Source organism: Acetivibrio sp., from assembly GCF_035371925.1.
Lineage (GTDB): Bacteria > Bacillota > Clostridia > Acetivibrionales > Acetivibrionaceae > Hungateiclostridium.
Genome location: NZ_DAORXT010000052.1, coordinates 1 through 21002 on the forward strand (window position 1 = coordinate 1; position 21002 = coordinate 21002).

20 protein-coding genes and 1 pseudogene are annotated in these 21002 nt (G+C 40.1%); 7 read left to right on the plus strand and 14 right to left on the minus strand.

Annotated features, from left to right (window positions below):
- Nucleotides 1-81: 81 nt before the first annotated feature.
- The 5 genes and pseudogenes from PLH43_RS08400 to PLH43_RS08420 all read right to left on the minus strand — a co-directional run bounded on the left by PLH43_RS08400 (nt 82) and on the right by PLH43_RS08420 (nt 3645).
- On the minus strand, nt 82-954 hold the full coding sequence (locus tag PLH43_RS08400; RefSeq protein WP_324362013.1) for an NAD(P)/FAD-dependent oxidoreductase: 873 nt from the start codon (nt 952-954) through the stop codon (nt 82-84).
- Between the two features lie 89 nt (nt 955-1043).
- Nucleotides 1044-1943 (minus strand): thioredoxin-disulfide reductase, encoded by a 900-nt coding sequence (trxB, locus tag PLH43_RS08405; protein WP_324362048.1) that lies wholly within the window; start codon nt 1941-1943, stop codon nt 1044-1046.
- Nucleotides 1944-2021: 78 nt separating this feature from the next.
- Nucleotides 2022-2324: pseudogene (locus PLH43_RS08410) on the minus strand (thioredoxin domain-containing protein); the annotation flags it as partial.
- An 18-nt stretch (nt 2325-2342) separates the two neighbouring features.
- Nucleotides 2343-2954 carry a TlpA disulfide reductase family protein gene (locus PLH43_RS08415; RefSeq protein WP_324362015.1) on the minus strand — a complete coding sequence of 204 codons (612 nt, stop codon included), beginning with the start codon at nt 2952-2954 and terminating at the stop codon, nt 2343-2345.
- 22 nt (nt 2955-2976) lie between these two features.
- The gene (locus tag PLH43_RS08420) at nt 2977-3645 is read right to left on the minus strand and encodes a cytochrome c biogenesis CcdA family protein (protein ID WP_324362017.1); all 669 of its coding nucleotides are present in this window, start codon (nt 3643-3645) and stop codon (nt 2977-2979) included.
- Nucleotides 3646-3894: 249 nt separating this feature from the next.
- Between PLH43_RS08420 and PLH43_RS08425 the strand changes: the two genes are divergently transcribed.
- The 5 genes from PLH43_RS08425 (at nt 3895) to sleB (ending at nt 6540) form a co-directional block, all read left to right on the plus strand.
- Entirely contained in the window at nt 3895-4065 is a 171-nt protein-coding gene (locus PLH43_RS08425; RefSeq protein ID WP_324362019.1) for a hypothetical protein, read from the plus strand.
- Nucleotides 4066-4288: 223 nt separating this feature from the next.
- Complete coding sequence (locus PLH43_RS08430) at nt 4289-4612, plus strand: membrane trafficking protein (protein WP_324362021.1); 324 nt, start codon at nt 4289-4291, stop codon at nt 4610-4612.
- 78 nt (nt 4613-4690) lie between these two features.
- Complete coding sequence (locus PLH43_RS08435; RefSeq protein ID WP_324362023.1) at nt 4691-5134, plus strand: hypothetical protein; 444 nt, start codon at nt 4691-4693, stop codon at nt 5132-5134.
- A gap of 13 nt (nt 5135-5147) precedes the next feature.
- Entirely contained in the window at nt 5148-5528 is a 381-nt protein-coding gene (locus PLH43_RS08440) for a hypothetical protein (RefSeq protein WP_324362025.1), read from the plus strand.
- Nucleotides 5529-5835: 307 nt separating this feature from the next.
- Nucleotides 5836-6540, plus strand: coding sequence for a spore cortex-lytic enzyme (gene sleB, locus PLH43_RS08445; RefSeq protein ID WP_324362050.1), 705 nt, complete (start codon nt 5836-5838; stop codon nt 6538-6540).
- A gap of 39 nt (nt 6541-6579) precedes the next feature.
- Here the strand turns inward: sleB and PLH43_RS08450 are convergent, their stop codons facing one another.
- The 8 genes from PLH43_RS08450 to PLH43_RS08485 form a co-directional block, all read right to left on the minus strand.
- Nucleotides 6580-7443: a hypothetical protein gene (locus PLH43_RS08450; RefSeq protein ID WP_324362027.1), complete on the minus strand. Its 864-nt coding sequence runs from the start codon at nt 7441-7443 to the stop codon at nt 6580-6582.
- Nucleotides 7444-7497: 54 nt separating this feature from the next.
- Nucleotides 7498-9654 carry a Tex family protein gene (locus tag PLH43_RS08455; protein ID WP_324362028.1) on the minus strand — a complete coding sequence of 719 codons (2157 nt, stop codon included), beginning with the start codon at nt 9652-9654 and terminating at the stop codon, nt 7498-7500.
- A 215-nt stretch (nt 9655-9869) separates the two neighbouring features.
- A complete protein-coding gene (locus PLH43_RS08460; RefSeq protein WP_324362030.1) occupies nt 9870-10802 on the minus strand; it encodes a 1-phosphofructokinase family hexose kinase in 933 nt (310 codons plus the stop codon).
- Between the two features lie 36 nt (nt 10803-10838).
- Nucleotides 10839-12173, minus strand: a complete 1335-nt coding sequence (locus tag PLH43_RS08465; RefSeq protein ID WP_324362032.1) for an extracellular solute-binding protein — start codon at nt 12171-12173, stop codon at nt 10839-10841.
- Nucleotides 12174-12436: 263 nt separating this feature from the next.
- A complete protein-coding gene (locus tag PLH43_RS08470; protein WP_324362034.1) occupies nt 12437-12634 on the minus strand; it encodes a hypothetical protein in 198 nt (65 codons plus the stop codon).
- 81 nt (nt 12635-12715) lie between these two features.
- Entirely contained in the window at nt 12716-13681 is a 966-nt protein-coding gene (gene uvsE / locus PLH43_RS08475; RefSeq protein WP_324362036.1) for a UV DNA damage repair endonuclease UvsE, read from the minus strand.
- A 48-nt stretch (nt 13682-13729) separates the two neighbouring features.
- Complete coding sequence (locus PLH43_RS08480; protein WP_324362039.1) at nt 13730-14464, minus strand: class I SAM-dependent methyltransferase; 735 nt, start codon at nt 14462-14464, stop codon at nt 13730-13732.
- A 213-nt stretch (nt 14465-14677) separates the two neighbouring features.
- The gene (locus PLH43_RS08485; protein WP_324362041.1) at nt 14678-15760 is read right to left on the minus strand and encodes a peptidoglycan-binding protein; all 1083 of its coding nucleotides are present in this window, start codon (nt 15758-15760) and stop codon (nt 14678-14680) included.
- A 453-nt stretch (nt 15761-16213) separates the two neighbouring features.
- On the opposite strand from PLH43_RS08485, the gene PLH43_RS08490 reads away from it, so the two are divergent.
- Complete coding sequence (locus tag PLH43_RS08490) at nt 16214-18664, plus strand: mannose-1-phosphate guanyltransferase (protein WP_324362043.1); 2451 nt, start codon at nt 16214-16216, stop codon at nt 18662-18664.
- Nucleotides 18665-18703: 39 nt separating this feature from the next.
- Nucleotides 18704-19666 carry an RluA family pseudouridine synthase gene (locus PLH43_RS08495; RefSeq protein WP_324362044.1) on the plus strand — a complete coding sequence of 321 codons (963 nt, stop codon included), beginning with the start codon at nt 18704-18706 and terminating at the stop codon, nt 19664-19666.
- Nucleotides 19667-19749: 83 nt separating this feature from the next.
- On the opposite strand, the gene PLH43_RS08500 is transcribed toward PLH43_RS08495, so the two are convergent.
- Nucleotides 19750-20988, minus strand: coding sequence for an endo-1,4-beta-xylanase (locus tag PLH43_RS08500; RefSeq protein ID WP_324362047.1), 1239 nt, complete (start codon nt 20986-20988; stop codon nt 19750-19752).
- Between the last annotated feature and the right edge of the window lie 14 nt (nt 20989-21002).

The window sequence follows — 21002 nt, forward strand, 5'->3', positions numbered from 1 at the left end:
ATATTAACATATGTATAAATTAAAATCAACCATCCAGATTGTACCATTTGCTGTTCCAATCCAAAAATTTTCAGTTGTGTCTTATAAGCTTTTTACATACTCAGCTATTCTCTTTCCGGCAAGCGCTCCCTGTCCCACAGCAGTTGCTATCTGTTTGAAACCTCCGGTACAGTCCCCTGCCGCAAACACCCCTTTAAGGTTTGTCTGCTGGTTTTTGTCAACCACAACCGCATTGCCTTCAACAATTATTCCAAGCTTTCTGGCAAAATCAACACTAGATGGGCTCTCGTACGCTATAAACAAACCGTCAATATCCTCACTGGTACCGTCCTTAAAGAAAATCTTCTGGAGAAATTCACTTCCGTCAATCTTGTATATGGCTTTTGTGTTAATCTTAAATCTTTTTGCCGCCTCTTCAAATTTCTCCGATACTTGCAGTTCCTTTCCGTCGGTATATATTGTTATATCCTTTGTAAAAGAAAGAAGTTCCATGGCTTCATGCACCACATAGTCTCCTGCACCCACAACTCCCACTTTGAGGTTGTTGTAGAAAAAGCCGTCGCAGGTAGTGCAATAGCTCACCCCTTTTCCTTCAAAGGCCTCCAGATTCTCTATTCTGAGCTTCTTTTGGGGTTGCCCGGTGGCTATAAGCACTGCCTTTGCCATATAACGATCGCTAGAGGTCAATACCTCGAAAAACTCATTTTGCTCAATACTGATTACTTCACTTTCAACTATCTCAACCCCCAACCTCAACGCCTGTTTTTCGCCTTCACCCAGGAGCTGCCTTCCGCTTATGACCTCTGAAAAACCATAGTAGTTCTCAATTTTCTCCGCTTTTGCAAGGGCACTGTCTCCTTTGCCAATAACCAAGGTTTTAAGATTTGCCCTTACCGTATAAAGTGAAGCGGAAATTCCTGCCGGTCCCTTTCCTATTATTATCACGTCATACATAAGCATTTTTCCCCCATTTTTACTTAGCGTTATTGTACTTTTGTAACTTGTTGCCTTGTGTATTTTAACAAAAATTACTTTCTTTTGACTTACATTTTTCCATTAATATACCTTTCCGCCATTATGCCTGCTATCGCTCCGTCTCCAACAGCCGTAGCAATCTGCCGGATTTTTTTCTCCCGGACGTCTCCTGCGGCAAAAACCCCCGGAATATTTGTTGCCATATCCTCATTCGTTAGAATATATCCCTGCTCATTCATCCTGACTTTGCCGGCAAAAAGCTCTGTCTTCGGCTGGGTACCAATATAGACAAAGATACCGTCCGCCTCTATTTCCTCAATTTTCCCCGTTTTTGTATTTTCAATGGTGACACTTTTTACAAAATTGTCACCGTTAACCTTTCGCACTTCAGAATTCCAAGCAACGCTAATGTTCGGATTCTTGAGCACTTCATCCCCGGCAGTTTTTGAAGCTTTGAAATAGTCATGCCTGTTTATTATTGTAACATGCTTTGCATATCGAGTCAAAAAAACAGCCTCCTGTGCAGCGGATTCTCCTCCTCCGACCACCAGCACATTTGCATCAAAGTACATGGCTCCGTCACATGTGGCACAATAATGTATGCCTCTTCCCCTAAACTCCTTTTCTTCCTCTACCGGAAGCCTTCTTGGAGTTGCACCGGTTGCTATCAGCAGAGCCTTTGCATAATAGTCCGTATCTTTAGCTATTACAAGCTTTTCTTCTCCTTCCGGATTTATATCCGATATTTCTTTGAGGTCATCAATGTGGGCACCAAAGTCTATGGCCTGCTTTTTCATGTTTTCCATAAGGTCAACACCCCTTACAACACCGTTAGTGCCGGGATAATTTGCAACATGGAAAGTTGTAGCCACCTGTCCTCCAATGAGTCCTTCATCCACAACCACCGTATGAAGCTTTGCCCTGGCTGCATAAATTGCTGCAGTCAGACCTGCCGGACCACCGCCCATTATCAGAAAATCGCAATATACCTTTTCCCTTTTCTCCCCTTTACAAACATCTCCTATAACCCTCTCTATGGCTGCAACAAACTCCCCGTTGCTTATGTAGCCGTTCAATCGGGTGCAAACCTCACTGCCTTCTTTATAGAAAAGAACCGTAGGGCTGCTCTTTACCTTCAAGCTTTCCACCAGCTGCCGGTTTTGTTGGCGGTAAATTTTAACAAACTTCATGTGCTTGCTGTATTTTTGCGCAGTCCTCTCAAATATCGAAATAAAAGAATCGCAAACATGACAGCCTTCAGTGTAAAACAAAACAGCTACAGGAATGTCACTTTTCAATACATCTTTGTCAAAGCTTTCCATCATTGATTCGACTATTATGTCATCCATAACATAGCCTCCCGAACATTATTTTAGCTTTTCCAGTATATCCAAAAGTACTTTTCCCCTCGTAGCCCCCTCCATATAGGTGACTAAGCTTCCATCTCTGTTTATGACATATGTTGTGGGAATACTGTATATACCATAGTACTGTGCAACGTTTCCCGTTGTATCCAAAAGCACCTTCATGGTATATCCGTTGTCGGCAATGAATTTCCTTGCCTTTTCCTCGGTTTCCCTAAAGCCGTCGGTAAGATTTACTGTCAAAATTATCGCATCGTCTCCTTTTGAAAACTCCTTGTGCACCTCTTCAAACTCAGGCATTTCCGATGTACAGGGACCGCACCAGGATGCCCAGAAATTCAAAAACACAATCTTTCCTCTATAATCCGACAGCTTTACAGTATTGCCGTCAAGATCCTTTAACGTAAAATCCGGCGCCATTATCTTGTTTTCTTCTTCCGTTCCGCCATCCTTGTTATCAGCAGTGCCATCCTTATTTATATCTCCATCTATATCGCCTGCAATTTTGTCTTCTATATATTCTTCCGAATCGCTCCTGTTATATACGACATATGCACCGATTATCAAAATTGCCAAAACTGCCACCCAAATTATAATGTTTCCTACTTTCTTCATGCTCATCTCCCTTTCAATCATATTATATAATATTAAAAAGTATTGCCGCTCCCAGTAATATCAGCAAAACTCCTGAAATAATATTAATAATTTTCATGTTCGACTTTATAAAATTGAATGCTTCTCTGATACTTTCAAAAATCATGGCCGAAACAACAAAAGGTATGCCAAGGCCAAGGGAGTACACTGAGAGCAGCAGCAATCCCTCCGACATTGTAGCGGAATTGGCGGCTAAAGCCAGAACCGAAGCTAAAAAATAACTTATACAAGGTGTCCATCCAAATGCAAAACAAAATCCAAAGATGACCGAACCTATAAATCTTAGACTGTCAAACTTGTACTCAAACCGTTTTTCCCTGTTTAAAAAGCCTATATTGAGTATGCCGGCAAAATTGAGCCCAAAAATGATTATCACAATGCCACTTATGATTTTTAAAATATCCCTATGATTTTTAAGAAATGCTCCCAAAGAAGTAGCTGCAGCCCCCAATAGCGTAAAAACAATTGTAAACCCCAGCACAAATCCAAGGGAATTTATCAAAAGTCTTCTTTTGTTCTTCCCGTCTTTATCTTCCTTATCGCTAAATCCGGCCAAATATGAAAAGTATGCCGGAAGCATTGGAAATATGCAAGGTGAAACAAATGTCAGTATTCCCTCTGCGAAGGCTGTTATATAGACAGAACCATTCAAATAAACGCACCTCTCTCGCAAAAAACGTTTTTTTATTATTTACCACACAATCAAAGAACTTAATACATAAAATATGCTTTTTTAAAAAAAATCAACCTATTTATATCTTAAGGTAATGCCTCCTAAAACACAACACACCAATTAACACTTCTCTTCCCCGGTACATATAATATAGTAACCTGCTATTATTGGAACAGTATAGTACTTATGTAAACATTGGCAGGAATAATAAATCGGGAGGTAAAAGACATGTCAGATGTAAAAAAGCGGACAAATAATTCCGAGCTCTTGTTCTTTATTTTGATATTCCTTTTGCTTTTTTATGACAGCAGTGCAATAGGCGGCATTAAATATGACTGTAAAGATGACGATTCAATATTATTCTTTATCCTGATATTCTTAAAGCTATTTTACTGCTAAAAGAGCTTTCCATTCCTCCTTAAGTTTATTTGTTGAAATCCTGTAAATTTTAAAAGTTTTTCACAGGATAATTTCAAAACCCTTCAGCAAAGGGATTCTTTTTTTAAAAAAAGGTTCTATCTTTACTCTCTTGCAAATATAAATTATTAGATAATAATTTTTCAAGACTTATATCTGTTGTAATATCAAGTTTTAAAAATAATATTGAAAGGATTGGGTTGTAATGGTCGATATCAACAAGAAGCTGTCTGAACTTTTGGGAAAAATGGATGAAAAAATGCTTGAGAAAAAAATAAATACAGCAATAGATATGCTAAAAAACGGAGACATGGACGAACTTTCCAGAAAACTTAACAAGATGGATAAAAACGAGCTCATCGAAAAAATAAATGAATTTGACGAATCAAAGCTAAAAGAGTTTAACATCAACAAAGAAGAAATACGCCAAAAAATCTCCGATGCGGACCTTAGCAAGCTTTCACAGCTGCTCGGAGAACACGGTGACGAAATTGTCGAGAAGTTGAAAGGACTCCTGGAAAAAGCCTGAAATCCCAGACACCAAGTGTTGTAGCATAGTCTTAAGTACCGGAAGCAAAAGCAGGATATCCATGGGGGTGATAGGGTAATGAGTGACGATCTTAACAATAAACTAAAGCAGCTTGCAGAAATGTTGAACAGTAATGAAAAAATGTCCGAAAATCTTTCCGGTCTGCTTTCCATGCTTGCAAACTCTTCAGGCAACGAGAAGTCTGCCCAAGCAGCACCCAAAGAAGAGCCTTCCGATGATGGAGCTCCGATGAAAATAAAAGCCCATGATTCGCCATTGCCGTTTGACACTAAAGAAAATGAAAGAAGCAGCGATGAGCTCCAGGATAATGTGGAAATGATGCGCAAAGTAAAGGATATCATGGACACCATGAGAAACATCAACGACCCGCGAATAAACCTGCTTACTGCGATAAAGCCGTTTTTAAGCAGTAACAGGCAGAAGAAGCTTTCCAACTGTATAAGGCTGTTTCAAGTAACACAGATAACAAAGCTTATGAGCGAGCCTGAAAAAACTATATGAAAGGGGCACTATAATGACATACAAGAGGGATCCAAGATTCAGAAGATATGGTACAGCAGCGGCACAAAACATTCCGTATACGTCCGATAGCAGTTTTGCCGCCGCAAATGCAGCCGACCTTCCGGCAAATACCTCAAGGGAAGTTGAAAAGATTCCTCTTCCAAATGAAAAGGACGAACCTGTTTTTGATGCAATACCAACGCAAGCAAGAAAATCGCCTTTGTCGATGCTGTTTTCCCGGAGACTGCATTCGGATGAAATAATTCTTCTTTTTTTAATATTTATTCTAATAGCGGAAGGAATTGATGATGACTTCTTACTGATAGTACTTATCTACCTTCTGGTGTCCGAAATATTTGAAGAGTTATTTCGTTTGCCGGACAAATCTGTGTAAGCAATAAAAATTTTTCCGCAACCGAAGAATCCGATTTGAACCTTAAGTGTTATAAGGTAATCAAAATAAATGAAGCATAAATCATATAGCGAGGTTACAACAAGTTCCCTCGCTTCTGCTCTTTTTCGCTTAAAAAAAATACTTTTCCTTAAATATTTTCCTTTTATTATATTTTCCCACATATAATAATTTAAATCAAAAATAGACAAAATAACAACAAATAATATTCTAATTCACACATTAACAATATTTAATAGCAATATTTAATTATGAAAATAAAAATATTTTTTAATAAAGGAGAATGGCTTTGCGAAAGAGGGTATTATTAGTCATTGCAACAATAACAATACTGTCAATTTTAAGTGCGTCCATTATCTTTCGGGAGGAAATATCCCATTTGTACGGTTACAGCAAAGCTGCTTTGTCATATTACGGCTCAACCGGACAGGAAGTTAAAAATATTCAGTATAAACTTGCAATTTGGAAATATTACGATGGCAAGATAGACGGTGTCTATGGTTATAAGACTTATACCGCAGTCCGTAAATTCCAGGCAAAAAACGGATTGAAGGTGGACGGAATAGCGGGACCCGAAACTCTGGCGGCTTTGGGACTGCCTACCGGACAAGCCGCCAAAACGACGTCGGCTCAGCCGTCAAGCAACAGAAACCTGGACCTTCTTGCCCACCTGGTTTACGGCGAAGCCCGGGGTGAGCCCTATATCGGACAAGTGGCAGTTGCGGCAGTTGTCTTAAACAGGACAAGGGACAGCAGGTTCCCCAATACAATAGCCGGTGTAATTTATCAACCGGGAGCCTTTGATGCGGTGTCTGACGGACAGATAAATCTTGCTCCCAATGAAACTGCTTACAAAGCTGCAAAAGATGCATTAAACGGCTGGGACCCTACAGGAGGAGCGATATATTACTACAACCCCAGTACCGCAACCAGCAAATGGATTTGGTCAAGGAAAATTGTGAAGGTAATCGGAAAACACAACTTTGCAATATGAAAATGGCGGGAAAGCTTTATGAGGCTTTCCCGCCATTTCTCATTCCGCTATTTTCTTCTTAAAATCCAGAAATACCGAGAAAACAGACATTACAATTATAATGAAAAACAGAGTTTTCACTATCCAGTTTATAAAGAACAAAAACAAAACCCTCAAAAACACCATTGCTCCGCTTACAGGCAGCACAGAATTAAGATATATCATAAGAAACTCAAAGATAATAAAGAAAATATCGAATTTTAAAAACATCACAACGATTTTCCAAAAATACGTATCTGCGGCATATTTGCCAATGGAGAAAAAGCTGTCTTTAAAATTAAATACTGCCGGATACCAAAAGGACATATAAATCCTAAAAAACATAATTCCAAAAAACAAAACCATCAAAGTAATTGCATCAAATAAAATCGTAAGGGCCAAAAGCTCTGTCTTGCCATCTAAAAGCGACCTTGTAATTGCTATGGAGGGTACCGATACTATGAGCATAAATACTGCAAACAATATCGAAAAAAGAATCACTTCAAAGGATATGACAGAAAGTCTCAAAAAATGCTTTTGGACTCCCTTTAGAAACTCCATCTTTATTCTTTTCCTGTTTGATAAAAAGTTGTTCATCTTGTAAAAGCATCCCGACAAAACAAATCCGCACATCAAAGCAGCAACCAATATTGCCGCCAACCCATAGAGGATATATTTTTTGTTGGAGAAAAGCCCCAAAACAATTTGAATAATATGCATTATGTTTTCCAGCATATTTCCGCCCTTAAAAGATGTAAGACCTAAAATCACCGGAAATATCAAATTATATTCCACAAAGCAATATAAAAATACTACAGCTCCAAAGGCAATAATTATATCCTGCCTTTTGCCCAGCTTTTTAATATTTGCAGTAATACTACTCATGTTTAAAACCTTCTTCCGAAACTTTTTTACTTGTTTACGATTTGATAAACCATCTTAATTAACATCCTTCATACTCATAGATATCCTTTTTCTTTCCACATCAACATCCAGTATCCTGACTTTTACTATATCCCCTACCGCTACGACATCCAGAGGGTTTTTCACATATTTATCGCTAAGCTCCGATATGTGAACCAGCCCGTCTTGGTGAACTCCCACATCCACAAAAGCTCCAAAGTCGGCAACATTCCTTACCGTGCCCGTCAATACCATACCCGGCCTTAAATCCTCCAAGTGCATAACGTCAGTAAGAAGTATCGGTTTGGGAAGCTCATCCCTTGGGTCACGCCCCGGCTTCAAAAGCTCTTTTAAGATATCTCTTAATGTGGGTACTCCAACGCCAATCTCTTCGGCAACTTTTGTTGCACCCTTTTTCTCAACTTTTTCCATAAGCCCGTCAAGTTTTCTTTGTTTCACATCTTCGATGCTGTATCCCATGATATCAAGAAGCTTCTTTGCAGCATCATAGGACTCGGGATGTACGGAAGTATTGTCAAGAACATTGTCCCCATCAGGTATCCTGAGAAAGCCGGCACACTGTTCAAAAGTTTTGTCGCCAAGCTTTTTCACTTTTTTCAGCTGTTCCCTCTTTTTAAACTTACCGTTGGTTTCCCTGTATTCCACAATATTTTTTGCAATTACGGAGTTTATTCCCGATATATAAGACAAAAGAGACGGCGATGCTGTATTTATGTCGACACCGACACTGTTTACGCAATCTTCCACGACACCTCCCAGTGTCTCGCCCAATCGCTTTTGATTCATATCGTGCTGGTACTGTCCCACGCCTATAGCCTTCGGGTCAATTTTAACAAGCTCCGCCAAAGGGTCCTGAAGTCTCCTTGCTATGGATACAGCGCTTCTTAAAGCCACATCAAAATCCGGGAACTCTTCCGCTCCAAGCTTTGAAGCAGAATAAACCGAAGCCCCGGCCTCGCTGACCACCATATAATAGACTTTTCTATCAATTTCCTTTAAGAGCTCCGCAACAAATATTTCTGACTCCTTCGAAGCAGTGCCGTTGCCAATAGAAATTATGTCAACACTGTGTTTTTCGATAAGATACTTCATAATCTTTTTGGCTTCCTCAACCTTGTTCTGCGGAGGTGTGGGATATATTACAGCAGTATCAAGCACCTTTCCGGTTTCATCCACCACCGCAATTTTGCAGCCTGTTCTGTATGCAGGGTCAAGCCCTAAAACAGTCTTTCCCTTTACAGGAGGCTGGAGCAGAAGGTTTTTAAGATTGGCCCCAAAGACCTTTATCGCCTGCTCCTGGGCATTTTCCGTAAGCTCATTTCTTATTTCCCTCTCAACCGAAGGAAATATGAGACGCTCACAAGAGTCCGCCAACGCCTTTTCAACATATTCCGATGTTATTGAAAAAGGCTTCTTTACAAGTATGGACTTAAGGCGCTCCATTAGCGCTTCTTCGGGAATTTCAATCTTGACTTGCAAAAATTCTTCCTTTTCACCCCTGTTTATGGCAAGCACTCTATGACTGGCTATTTTTGCTGCCGGTTCAGAGAAATCGTAATACATCCTGTATACCGAGTCTTCATCCTTCTTCTTTTTGGATATAATTACTCCCTGCTTTATAAACACGTCCCGCACAATACTTCTAATCTGCGGATTGTCCGAAATGTCCTCAGCTATTATGTCCATAGCTCCATTTATGGCATCTTCGGTACTATTGACTTCCTTCTCGGGATTTATAAAGGGCTTGGCAATGTCCTCAATACTACCGGTTTTAAGTTCCTGGGCCATAAGAATCTGTGCCAAAGGCTCAAGGCCCTTTTCTTTTGCAATAGTTGCCCTTGTTCTCCTTTTGGGCCTGAAAGGCCTGTATATATCCTCAACCTCTCGAAGCGAAGCCGCTTTCTCAAGAGATGCCGTAATTTCCTCAGTAAGCTTTCCCTGTTCTTCAATCAGGCGCCTAACTTCTTCCTTCCTTGCCTCAAGATTCCTTAAATAAATCAGCCTCTCGTTAAGCTCCCTCAATACCTGGTCGTTCAACTCTCCCGTCATTTCTTTTCTATACCTTGCAATAAAGGGAATGGTATTGCCGTCGTCAATAAGCTTTACAGTGTTTTCAACCTGGAATGGCTTGAGATTAAACTCTTTTACAAGCGTGGAAATAATATCTGACATTTCAATCCTCCATGTATTAATTTCCTTCATTTATTATATAAGTAAAGCAATATTGTAATCAACCCCAATAATAAATTATAAGTTTAAAATAAGGCCGATTACAATACAGAATAAATTATATTGAATAAATACATGGATATTCGCAGAATTGAAAACTTGTTTTGGAAAGGACATATTAAAATATGTGTGATATCCTGAATGAATGTAAAATCTATTTAAAATATTTTCTCTATCATAACACTGCCCTTTTGTGCCTCAACTTCATTCTTATCCACTACACCAATTTCCAAAAAGCGTGCATTGCTCATACCACAGGCTGACGCAAGCCTTATACATTCTTCCGGCGGCTTTTTCCTTGCAAGCCCTGCTGCAAAGCCTGCCACCATGGCATCTCCGGAGCCTATAGTGTTTACCGTGTCTATTGGCGGCACTTTTACTCTAATGCACGAATCCTTTGTACTTAGAATTGCTCCTTTCTCCCCCATGGAAACTATTGCAATATCTATTCCGCCGGCATTAATTTCCCTTAGAACCTCAACAATTTCTTCCACATCACTTAATTCTTTTTGAGCAAGGCTACTTAGTTCCCTTAAATTCGGCTTTATAACATGGGGTTTTGCCTTTATGCCTTCCTTCAGGGCCTCCCCTCCGGTATCAAGTATAACAGGAATATTAAAAGGTTTTGCCGCTTCGATAAGGGTCTTGTAGTAATTTGCAGGCACTCCTTGAGGAAGCCCGCCGGATAGCACAACAACCTTTGAATCGGCCAAAACCTCTTTATAAACAGCAATAAACCTTTCCATATCCTCACCAGATATGAAAGGTCCGGGTTCTAACACCTCAGTTTCATTGTCTCTAACTCTGTCTATAATATTATTGTTTGTTCTTGTTTCACCGCAAACCTCAACAAATCTTGTACAAACACCAAGTTTTTTAAGCTGTGATTCAAGCCAGTTTCCCGCTTCTCCGCCCTTAAAACCTATCAGACGGACATTTTCCCCTATCATACAAGCAACCCGTGCCACATTTACGCCTTTTCCGCCGGCCGACTTCACCATTTCCCGTACCCGGTACATTTTTCCCGGCTCAAAGTTGTCAACAAAATAAATTTTATCTAACGCGGGGTTAAGAGCCACAGATGTTATCATAGTGTCTTTCTCCTTGCTCTTTATGTATTGATATGTCTATTTTATCCGCTTTTTATTCTTAAGTAAAGCTTCCCGTTCCTTTTTCAACTCGTTTTCAACCTTGTTGGAAATATCCTTTATGACTTTTTCGGAATCGATATTACTGTCAATCGCCTTTTCTATTTCATCATTAAATATTTCCAAAGCCCTCTCATCCATAGGAGTTTGCTTGTACTGGACCATCTCTTCAGCCAAATCCTCAATAAGCGGCTGAATAAGCTGATTGCCGAAAAATTCGTTTTCCCGCAGCATAACTTTGAGATTTCTTCTTGCCGGATAGTATCCGGAAATCATATCGATATTTTCTCCGCCCTCTTGCTGGGTCACTACATATTCAACAAACAGCCATGCCCATTTTTTATATTTGCTTTGGGCATTGATTGCAAGCTTGGTATCCGAGTACCATGCTTTAAGCCCCAAGGGCGGTGCGGCCACTCTCCACTTGCCTGCCTGTTCGGGAGCATAGCCCGCTATAGTACCGGTTCCCCATGACCCAATTCCCAGCACCATAACCAATTCTCCGTTTTGAATTGCCTCTTTTGCCGCTTCTTCCACGATATTTGCACCAATTGCAAGATCATGCCTTTTGATTTCCCTTGCCATATCCAGCGCTTCAGCAAACAAATCGGAGTTTCTTACAAATCTTAAATTTTCATCAAATATTCCGGAATATAAACCTGCAAGATTTATAATATCCTGAGGCATCTGAAAAATATACTGGCCCTTGGATTTGAGTTTTTTCGATATAGCCATAAGATTTTGACTGCTCTCAATAAATTTTGAAAATTCTTCGGGTTCCACCGGAAAACCGTTTTCCTGCATTACGTCCGAACGATAATAGGTTACAACGGGTAATGTCAAAAAGGTCATTGCCAAAAGACGTTTTCCGTCAATTGATTTATTGCTTTCCCACATGTCCTTTGGAAAGTCTTTTTCATATCTTCCCGCATAATAAGGCTCTTTTAGCAAATCTTCAAGATATTCTCCAGTGGAAAACTCACTATAGTAAGCACTGTCAAAAAACAAGATGTCCGGTCCCTCTCCCGATGCCAAAGCTTTCTTGTATTCATTACCTATGGCTTGAAAATCGAATTTTACAAGGTTTATCTTTATTTTGGGATGAATCGCTTGAAAATGGCTTATAGGTGCCTTCCAACCGTCGCTATACGTCCAAAATTCTATCTCCACATCTTCGGCAGGTTCTTCTATTTCAGCAGCCTGAACACGATTGTATTCGTTCGGAACCTTCACCTTTCCTCCCAAGCTACATCCGGTCAGGATTGTTAGAAAACACAGGAATGACAACAAAAGAGGATATCCTGATACTTTCATACAATATACCTCCGCTTCTCCATATTGTACTAATCGGTGATCTCTATCTATTTCTATATTGTGTAAAATGCAAAAAGTATTTTGTGAGCTATATTTGTGGCTAATTCTTAAATTTAACAGATATTGCATGACAAGTCTTTCGAACAAACTTTATGTATTGATAATAATTCGACAAAGACAACTATAATCCTTTTTCTTTCATTATTTTTTAATAAATTAATAAAAAAATCGGGATAATTATCGAAAGCTTTAAGATTCAGCAATCAGTTCTTTAGAGACAGCCTATCCCATGTCTTTTTGTCCACCTCTTCAATCTCTCCGTTTAGTATCGCAAAAATAAATTCCTTGGTAAGGCCTGTAACTTTTGCATACTCATCAAAGCTCATTCGGCTGCTGGCACTTCTAATTGTTTCCACAAGTACATTTGGATGCTTTATTTTGTCGGCATTATTTGATTGCATTTTTTACCTCCGGAAAGTCTTTAATTCTGCTAAATCTTAGAAAACAACTTTCAACCTTTGCAAAAACCGGTTACACGGAAATTATTGGATTTCAAAATGTCCTTCATCTATCCATTTGATATCGTGGAATTCTTTTAGCTCCCGGGAAAGCTTCAACAAGGCATTATCTTTGTTTTTCGCCTCAATCATTACATCAAAATCCCTTTTAAGCCCTTTTGCAATCTGCAAAAACCGGTAAAATTCATTTACATCTATGTCATCGGCATGGCTTCTGAAGCTTTCTGGGCTTTTCGGTGTTGAAAAATGAATTTTGGGAGGAAAATACTCATCTTTCCATGTGTCAAATATTTCCTCCAGCATATCTTCAAGTTTTTCACCGTTGTTTACGCAGTTATGATGATGGACATCCAACACCATTGGAGCTTTTAATTTACTGCAGATATCAAGCACGTCCCTGGCAGTATATATCTTGTCGTCATTCTCAAGGATAAGCCTTTTTTTGATTCTGCCCGGAAGGATATAATAGTTTTCCATAAATCTCTCTATGGACGCCTGCTTGTTCTTGTAAAGCCCGCCTATGTGCATTACAAGCTTGTACCTGTAATCCTCAAGACCCATGGCTTCAAACAATTTCACATGATAATCCAGGTCTCGCACCGAAGCCTCAAGCACTTCCTTTGAAGGTGAGTTCAGCAAGGTGTAATGGTCGGGATGGGCACTTACCCTAAAATTATTTTCCTTTACAAAGTCGCCAAGACTTTGAAGCTCCTCCTTAAACTCACCGGCATAGTCCCAATGGGATACCATGGGATGAGTGGCCAGGGGCACAAGCTTTGATGTAAAACGATAAACATTGATATTATAAGCTTTATTGTATCTAAGTATTCTAAGTGTGTTGTGAAGATTTGCCGCGGTAACCTTCCGTAATTTGTAAAGTCTTGATTCATCGTCAGTTATTCCCGTAAGGGTTTTTACGGTAACGGTACCGGATGGCGAGCAATCTTTCAAGTTCATTGTCATTGCAACATAACCAAGTCTTACCAGCATACCTTCTCCTACAATATGTTCTTTTGCCACCGATTTATTTTTTACATTTTATCGGGCTTTTACCACCAATAAAGGAGAATCTTCCGTATAAATCGAGCATTTAAAATCCCCGTAAAAATCAATGGAAGAAAAGCCCGCCTCGCCAAGAGCTGCATAAAGCTCCCTGCTCTTTAGGGGCAGCAATTCCACAGAATTATTATACTCAGCTTTAAAATCTCCCTCTTTGATTCTCAATGTAGTATTGAAGTCTATGGTGTTGCTTTCTTTTTTGAATTTGTATTTTCTTATAAATTCCAGCCCCAATTTATCATTGGTTATTGTAGGCAATCCGTCCAAATTGTACTTAAATATTCTGTCATAGTTTACAATCTGAAGCGCAAGAAAACCTCCGTCTGTCAGCAGGCGTTTCATTTGCCCGAGAACATCGGTTATTTCCTTCAGATTCGTCAAATGTACCAGGGAGTTGCCTATACAAAATATGGCATTAAATCGGTCTTCTATCTTTTTTTCAAGCTCCCTCATGTCACACTTAAAGGCATATATGGAAACGCCGTTTTGGGTAGCTTTATGTCTTGCCTTCTCTACCATTTCATCCTCAATATCAACCGCTGTCACCAAGTAGCCAGCCTTTGCCAGTTCAACCGAGTATCCTCCCGAACCGCAAGCAACATCCAGGATTTTTCCTCCCGGAAGCCTTGCGCAATCCTTGATAAAATTCAATTGATTCTCCCCAACGGGAAAAATGTAATCATAGTATTTGCATATTTCGTTATAAAAACTCATAAACCCGCCAATCCCCCTTTTAAAAGTTAATGTCAAAAATCGTTCTTCAACCTTATTATCCTTTTACACTGCCTTTTTATATACATCTTTATATGCATCGGCCGTTATGTAAAATTCTCCATATAGAATAAAACAAAGCCCAAATTAAAGAAACATGAAAAAAGAGATACCTTTTTACGGTATCCCTGTTTTACAATTTTAAACCATGCACGCTTAAAAATTATTTTTCTCAGCCCACGCTGCCGCTTCCTTTACCGCATTCTGGTGATTTGTGTCAACCTTGTTGGTGCCATGGGTCTTGCTTTTTAAAAAGTGAACATCAAATACTCCGTTCATATTGTTGTTTTTAACAGCATCAAGATTGTCACCTGCGCCATAACCTCCGCTCCGCGAGCTTACATATGTATTAGCCGGGGCACTGTCAACTCCCGCATGAGGCATACCCGCCATCGACGCTGCCATCTTTCTTCCGTTGACAATAACAATTATCGGCCTTCTTTCCCAGCTCCAGCTTCCGCCATAGATACTTAGCAGTATTTCTGTGTCTTTAGCGGTCAAAGTCTCGCAATCCGCGTGGTTATATCCGTAGGTCCTCTTTATATTAAATGTGCGCCCTGTCCAAATGTCATATACCTGTGCTGTATCACCGATCTTGAAAATATTTTCTGCATTACCGAACCAGGAATAAAGATAATTGGTTTTTTCAATACCTCCCCTGGTTGCCGCAGCTGTCGATTGTGAAGCAGAACTACCGCTTCTTCCCATAAGTCTGTCAATCAAAGCCAGAGTGTTGCGCCCTGCAATTCCGTCATCCTCAAGACCGTACTTTGCCTGAAGTTTCTTTACCGCTTGTTTTGTGAGGCTTCCATAATATCCTGTGGGTTCCACATTCAGATACCCCAAAGCCTTCAAGTCCTTCTGCAAAGCAGTCACACTGCTTCCACTCATTCCTTCTTTCAACGAGGTGCTGTTCGAAGACCTTGAAACAGTTCTTTCGTTTATCAGCCTATTGACAAGCGAAAGGGTGTCCGGTCCTGCGATGCCGTCTTCTTTCAGTCCGTAACTTCTCTGCAGTTTCTTAACTGCTTCTGTTGTAAGGCTTCCGTAATATCCCGTAGGACTTACATTGAGATACCCCAGAGTGTTAAGACTCTTCTGCAGTTCTGTAACCTGACTTCCGCTCATTCCCTCCTTCAAAACTCCTGAAGCTGCAAATACTATTGAAGAGTTAAACAAAATACAGGTAATTAAGAAGGGCAGAATGACCGCAAGCAAAGCAGGTTTCTTCTTTTGCATTCAATTCCCTCCTACTCTTAATTGACACTCCCTAATTGTAACATCTTACGTCCCAATTATAAAGTCAAAATAAATGCCTTTACAAATTAACTTATGTACGTTGCTTGCTATAAAAAGGCAACCTTCCATACTGGCAATTATATAAAAAAAAACGCTACAAGTAAACCCCTTTTAAGCAATATAATTTTTTATTGAAGATGTTAGTTTATTTTTCAGACAATTTTATAAAGGATTTTTTTTTGTTATATTGAATATAAATAAATATATTATGTTTGTTGCTATATCTTGTTATAATTAATATTAAGCAGTGTTTATAGAGCTTAAGCCTTTTGATTTAATTTTGTATTTTTCACAAATACTATTAAGGTATAATCAAACTTCTGTTTTTTTGGTCAATGGGTTGGTACAAACTAAGTTTTACTAGCATCAGTAAAGTGAAAGGATGATCCTTAGATGAAAGCTATTATAATGGCCGGCGGGGAAGGCTCAAGGCTTCGCCCTCTTACATGCGACCTGCCCAAGCCTATGGTTCCAATAATGAATATTCCAATAATGGAGCACATAATTAATTTGCTGAAAAATCATGGAATTACAAACATCGGCGTAACACTCATGTATCTTCCCCAAAAGATTAAGGATTATTTCGGGAATGGCTCCAATTTTGGAGTCAATATCACCTACTTTACCGAGGATACTCCTCTTGGGACAGCAGGAAGTGTAAAAAACGCAGAAGATTTTCTTGACGAAACCTTTATAGTAATAAGCGGGGACTCCCTGACCAACATGGATATTACCAAAGCAATCGAGTTTCACAGGATGAAAAAATCAAAAGCCACCTTGGTTTTGACCAGGGTTGAGGTTCCCCTTGAATATGGTGTGGTTATCACGGACAAGTACGGATCCATAACCGGCTTTTTGGAAAAACCCAGCTGGGGAGAAGTTTTCAGTGATACAGTAAATACCGGCACTTATATTTTGGAGCCTGAGATATTGAAGTATCTAGATAAGGGCAAAAAAGTGGATTTCAGCCAGGACCTTTTCCCTTACCTCCTTTTAAAGAAGGAACCCATGTACGGTTATGTCATGGATGACTATTGGTGTGACATCGGTGACCTTCAAGCATATCTCCAGGCCCATTACGATGTCCTTGAAGGCAAAATCAGGCTTGATATAAATGCAACTGAAATCAAAAAAGGGGTGTGGGTTGGCCAAGGTTCAATCATTGAACCGGATGCAACAATCAATCCTCCTTGTGTTATCGGAGACAACTGCCGCGTAGAGAGCGGTGCAGTAGTTGACAGTTTGAGCGTTATCGGGAACAATAATGTAATCGAGAGGGACAGTTCCGTAAAACGCAGTGTTATCTGGAATGGCAACTTCATTGAGTACGGTTCCGAAATACGGGGCGCCATATTGTGCAACAAAACTAATCTGAAGCGCTACGTACATATATTTGAAAATGCCATTGTAGGAGACAACTGTTTAATCAATGAAAGAGTCGTTATCAAGCCAAATGTCAAAATATGGCCGCAAAAGACCGTTGAACCCTTTGCGATAGTAGACAGAAACATTATCTGGGGCTCAAAGCACTCGAAAAGTATTTTTGGCGAAAACGGTCTTTCCGGAATTATTAACGTTGACATATCCCCAGAGTTTGCTACCAGGCTTGGAGCGGCATACGGTTCTATATTTAAAAAGGGCTCCAAGGTTGTTGTAAGTTCCACAACCTCCAACTCTGCAAGGATGTTCAAGCATGCTTTCATATCGGGTATTCTTTCGGTGGGTGTGGAAGTGTTCAACTTAAGCAGCCTCCTGACTCCTCTTGCCCGACATGCAATCAATTTCCTTGCCGTCGAGGGAGGAATTCACATCAAGCTCAGTGAGGACAATCCAAACAAGCTCAAGGTTGATTTTATGGACTCAAAAGGGGCAAGCATCAGCAGGGTTACGGAGAGGAAAATAGAGAATTCCTTTGCCCGCGAGGACTTTAAACGCTGCTCCGGCGATGAAGTCAGCAGGCTTAACAACATCACCGACTTTAAGAACTATTATGTGCGTTCCATATTGAATGAAGTGGACGTAGAATCCATAAAAAACAATGCCCCCAAATTATGCATAGTTTCACCCTCGGATTTCGTAATCTCCATTGTGGTGCCCATGCTCACAGATTTAGGCTGCAAGGTTGCAAGCTTTTCATCTGCCAATTTAAACGAAGTTGATAGCATTATTGATGAGATAAAAAACAACAATGCCAGCTTTGCCGCTTTCATTGACAGCAACGGTGAAACACTGGTATTGGTAGACAAAAACGGAAATGTGGTAAAGGATGATTTGTTCCTCTGCCTTACATCCCTTATTACCTTTAAGTCGGTTCCAAACTCAAAAGTGGTTGTACCCATAACCGCACCATCCATTATTGAGGTATTGGCGCAAAGGTACCAAGGCAAGGTCGTGAGAACAAAAACCTCACCCCAGGCTGTAATGGAGCAAATGTTAAACCACAACCTTTTCAAAAACCGCGAGAACATGGACCAATTCCTGCTGAATTTTGATGCAATCGCAGGACTTGTAAAAATAATTGAATTCCTATGCCTGCAAAATACCACATTGACAGAAACTCTCAAGGAAATACCCGACTTCTATGTCAGCAAAAAGAAGATTTTCTGTCCGTGGGAGCTGAAAGGCAGGGTAATGAGAACACTTATAACCGAAAAAAACGAGGAAAAAGTGGAGTTATTGGACGGCGTGAAATTTATATTGGACAACGGTTGGGCCCTTGTCCTCCCCGATGCAGATATGCCCCTTTGCAGGGTTTACTCCGAAGGGATAACGCCTGATGTGGCAGAAGCCATTTCGGACAGATATCTTGACAAAATAAAGACAATAATAAATGATAATAGGTAATAACAGATAGATTTTTAGCATTATCGGTAAAGGAGATTTATGCGTACAATAACAATTACGGAAGACAAAGCAAACAAAAGAATTGACAAAGTTTTAAGAGAAACCTTTCCAAGGCTCCCCAACGGAGCCTTGTTTAAAGCCTTTCGGAAAAGGGACATAAAGGTAAACGGTGTACGGGTTAAAGAAGACCACATTGTAAAGCTCAATGACCGGGTGGATATATATATCACGGATGAAATCCTGGACGGAGTGCCCAAAGCAGGAGAATTTAATTACGAAACGGCATTTTCTGTGGCCTATGAAGACAGCAATCTTCTCATTGTAAACAAAAAACAGGGTATTCCCGTGCATCCCGACAGGACACAGACTGAAAACACACTTATTGATTTTGTAAAGGATTATCTTAAGCTAAAGGGTGAATTTAAAGAAAATTCAGGCTTTACTCCTTCTCTTTGTCACAGGCTTGACCGCAACACGGGTGGTCTTGTTATGATAGCCAAAAACGATGCCACCCTTCATATTATGCTTAAAAAGATCAAAAGCGGTGAAATCAGCAAGTACTATCAGTGTCTTGTCAAAGGAAAAATGGACAAAAAAGAAGATATTTTGAAGGCATACCTTGAGAAAGACGAGAAAAAAAGCAGGGTTTTTATCAAGGATACGAAGACGCGCAGCGGGCTTGAAATAATCACAGGATATAAAGTACTATCCTACAAAGAGCTGCCGGATATCAATGAAGGTATCAGCACCCTTGAAGTTGAGCTTTACACCGGCCGCACCCATCAAATTCGGGCTCACCTTGCCCATATCGGGCATCCTGTGGTAGGCGACGGAAAATACGGAATCAACAGCCTAAACCGTCTTTTAGGCGCCAAGCACCAGGCTCTATGGGCATACAAGCTGAAATTCGCTTTTAAAAGCGATGCCGGGATTTTAAATTATCTAAAGGGAATGGTAATTCAGGTTCAGCCGGAATACAAGCTCACAAAGCAGTGGAAATAAAAAAAGTTTTGCCGTAAAGCCAGCTTTCGATTTTACTGGAAAGCGGCTTTACGGCAATTATATTATATCCTATTGCTTTGTAATTACTTACCCATGAGTGCTTCCTTTAACGCATTATATGCCGGTTTCGGATTGTAATTGCTGTCATAAATCAACGGGTTGCCATAGCCTGGGAAAGTTCCCGGAACCCAAGTGTATTTGTCGGTGAATCCCCACATTACAAAGGTATTGCAGTTCGGATTTGCCAGACAGATTTTCATCAAGTCCTTATAATTGCTTGCCTGTACCTGGAACGCAGTTGATTGATTTTCCGACTGCGATATGCGTATATCTATTTCGGTAAAGGATACAATTACACCTATTTCAGCATATCTTTTAATGTTTTTATCAATGCTTTCAAGATACTGAGGACTCATTCCGTTGATAAAGTGGCATTGGAATCCTACTCCGTCAATGGGTATACCTCTTTCCTTCATGCTCTTAATCATGTTGAACGTTGCATTGGACTTCGGTCCTAAGTCTTCAATATTATAATCGTTATAGAAGAGGAGCGCATCAGGGTCGGCCTCTCTTGCAAACTTGAAGGCATAGTCGAGATAGTCCTGACCTATTACATTCCTCCATATACTGCTTCTAAGACCGTTGCCGGAATCATCTATACATTCATTTGCCACATCCCATTCTACAATTTTTCCCTTGTAATGGGTCATAACTGTAGTAATGTGATTTTTCATTACCGCAAGCAGTGAATCCCGTGTCCAGTTTCCGTTTGTAAGCCATCCCGGATTCTGGTTGTGCCAAACCAATGTATGTCCTCTCACCTGCATACCGTTTCTTTGGGCAAAAGCAACCAGCTGATCCCCTTTTGAAAAATCAAAGCTGTTTTGACGTGGCTGCAAAGCATCAAACTTCATTTCATTTTCACATACAACCATTGCAAATTCTTTTTGCAAAATGCTGTTGTATGTCGGATCCGAGTTGTTGTAGAATGGATAGTTGACGCATGTTCCGATCTTTATTCCCCTTGCCTCTGCATAATCCTTCAGTGTATCTCCCGAAACTGTAGGAATAGGACTTACTGTCGGAGGGAAAGTAATTATCGGTGTGGGCGTCGGTCCATCATCTTGTCCGGGGAAATTTGGAATAATACGGAGTATATATCTCTTCAGCATTGAATAGTCAGTGGAGTCCACTTTGCCGCTTCTGTTCACATCGGCTCTTGAGAGACTCTCTCCTGTAAGCTGTATTGCACCGAGCAAATGCCTTTTTAATACCTGAAGGTCTATAATGATACCAGAAATTAAGACAGACAAAACGGCCAAAATAAGTTAGAATG

Coding starts and splice junctions, on each gene's coding strand:
- PLH43_RS08400 (WP_324362013.1), bottom strand. CDS start 954: ATGTATGACGTGATAATAATAGGAAAGGGACCGGCAGGAATTTCCGCT.
- trxB (WP_324362048.1), bottom strand. CDS start 1,943: ATGGGCGGTGGTCCGGCAGGTCTGACTGCAGCAATTTATGCAGCCAGG.
- PLH43_RS08415 (WP_324362015.1), bottom strand. CDS start 2,954: ATGAAGAAAGTAGGAAACATTATAATTTGGGTGGCAGTTTTGGCAATT.
- PLH43_RS08425 (WP_324362019.1), top strand. CDS start 3,895: ATGTCAGATGTAAAAAAGCGGACAAATAATTCCGAGCTCTTGTTCTTT.
- PLH43_RS08430 (WP_324362021.1), top strand. CDS start 4,289: ATGGTCGATATCAACAAGAAGCTGTCTGAACTTTTGGGAAAAATGGAT.
- PLH43_RS08435 (WP_324362023.1), top strand. CDS start 4,691: ATGAGTGACGATCTTAACAATAAACTAAAGCAGCTTGCAGAAATGTTG.
- PLH43_RS08440 (WP_324362025.1), top strand. CDS start 5,148: ATGACATACAAGAGGGATCCAAGATTCAGAAGATATGGTACAGCAGCG.
- PLH43_RS08450 (WP_324362027.1), bottom strand. CDS start 7,443: ATGAGTAGTATTACTGCAAATATTAAAAAGCTGGGCAAAAGGCAGGAT.
- PLH43_RS08455 (WP_324362028.1), bottom strand. CDS start 9,654: ATGTCAGATATTATTTCCACGCTTGTAAAAGAGTTTAATCTCAAGCCA.
- PLH43_RS08460 (WP_324362030.1), bottom strand. CDS start 10,802: ATGATAACATCTGTGGCTCTTAACCCCGCGTTAGATAAAATTTATTTT.
- PLH43_RS08465 (WP_324362032.1), bottom strand. CDS start 12,173: ATGAAAGTATCAGGATATCCTCTTTTGTTGTCATTCCTGTGTTTTCTA.
- PLH43_RS08470 (WP_324362034.1), bottom strand. CDS start 12,634: ATGCAATCAAATAATGCCGACAAAATAAAGCATCCAAATGTACTTGTG.
- uvsE (WP_324362036.1), bottom strand. CDS start 13,681: ATGCTGGTAAGACTTGGTTATGTTGCAATGACAATGAACTTGAAAGAT.
- PLH43_RS08480 (WP_324362039.1), bottom strand. CDS start 14,464: ATGAGTTTTTATAACGAAATATGCAAATACTATGATTACATTTTTCCC.
- PLH43_RS08485 (WP_324362041.1), bottom strand. CDS start 15,760: ATGCAAAAGAAGAAACCTGCTTTGCTTGCGGTCATTCTGCCCTTCTTA.
- PLH43_RS08490 (WP_324362043.1), top strand. CDS start 16,214: ATGAAAGCTATTATAATGGCCGGCGGGGAAGGCTCAAGGCTTCGCCCT.
- PLH43_RS08495 (WP_324362044.1), top strand. CDS start 18,704: ATGCGTACAATAACAATTACGGAAGACAAAGCAAACAAAAGAATTGAC.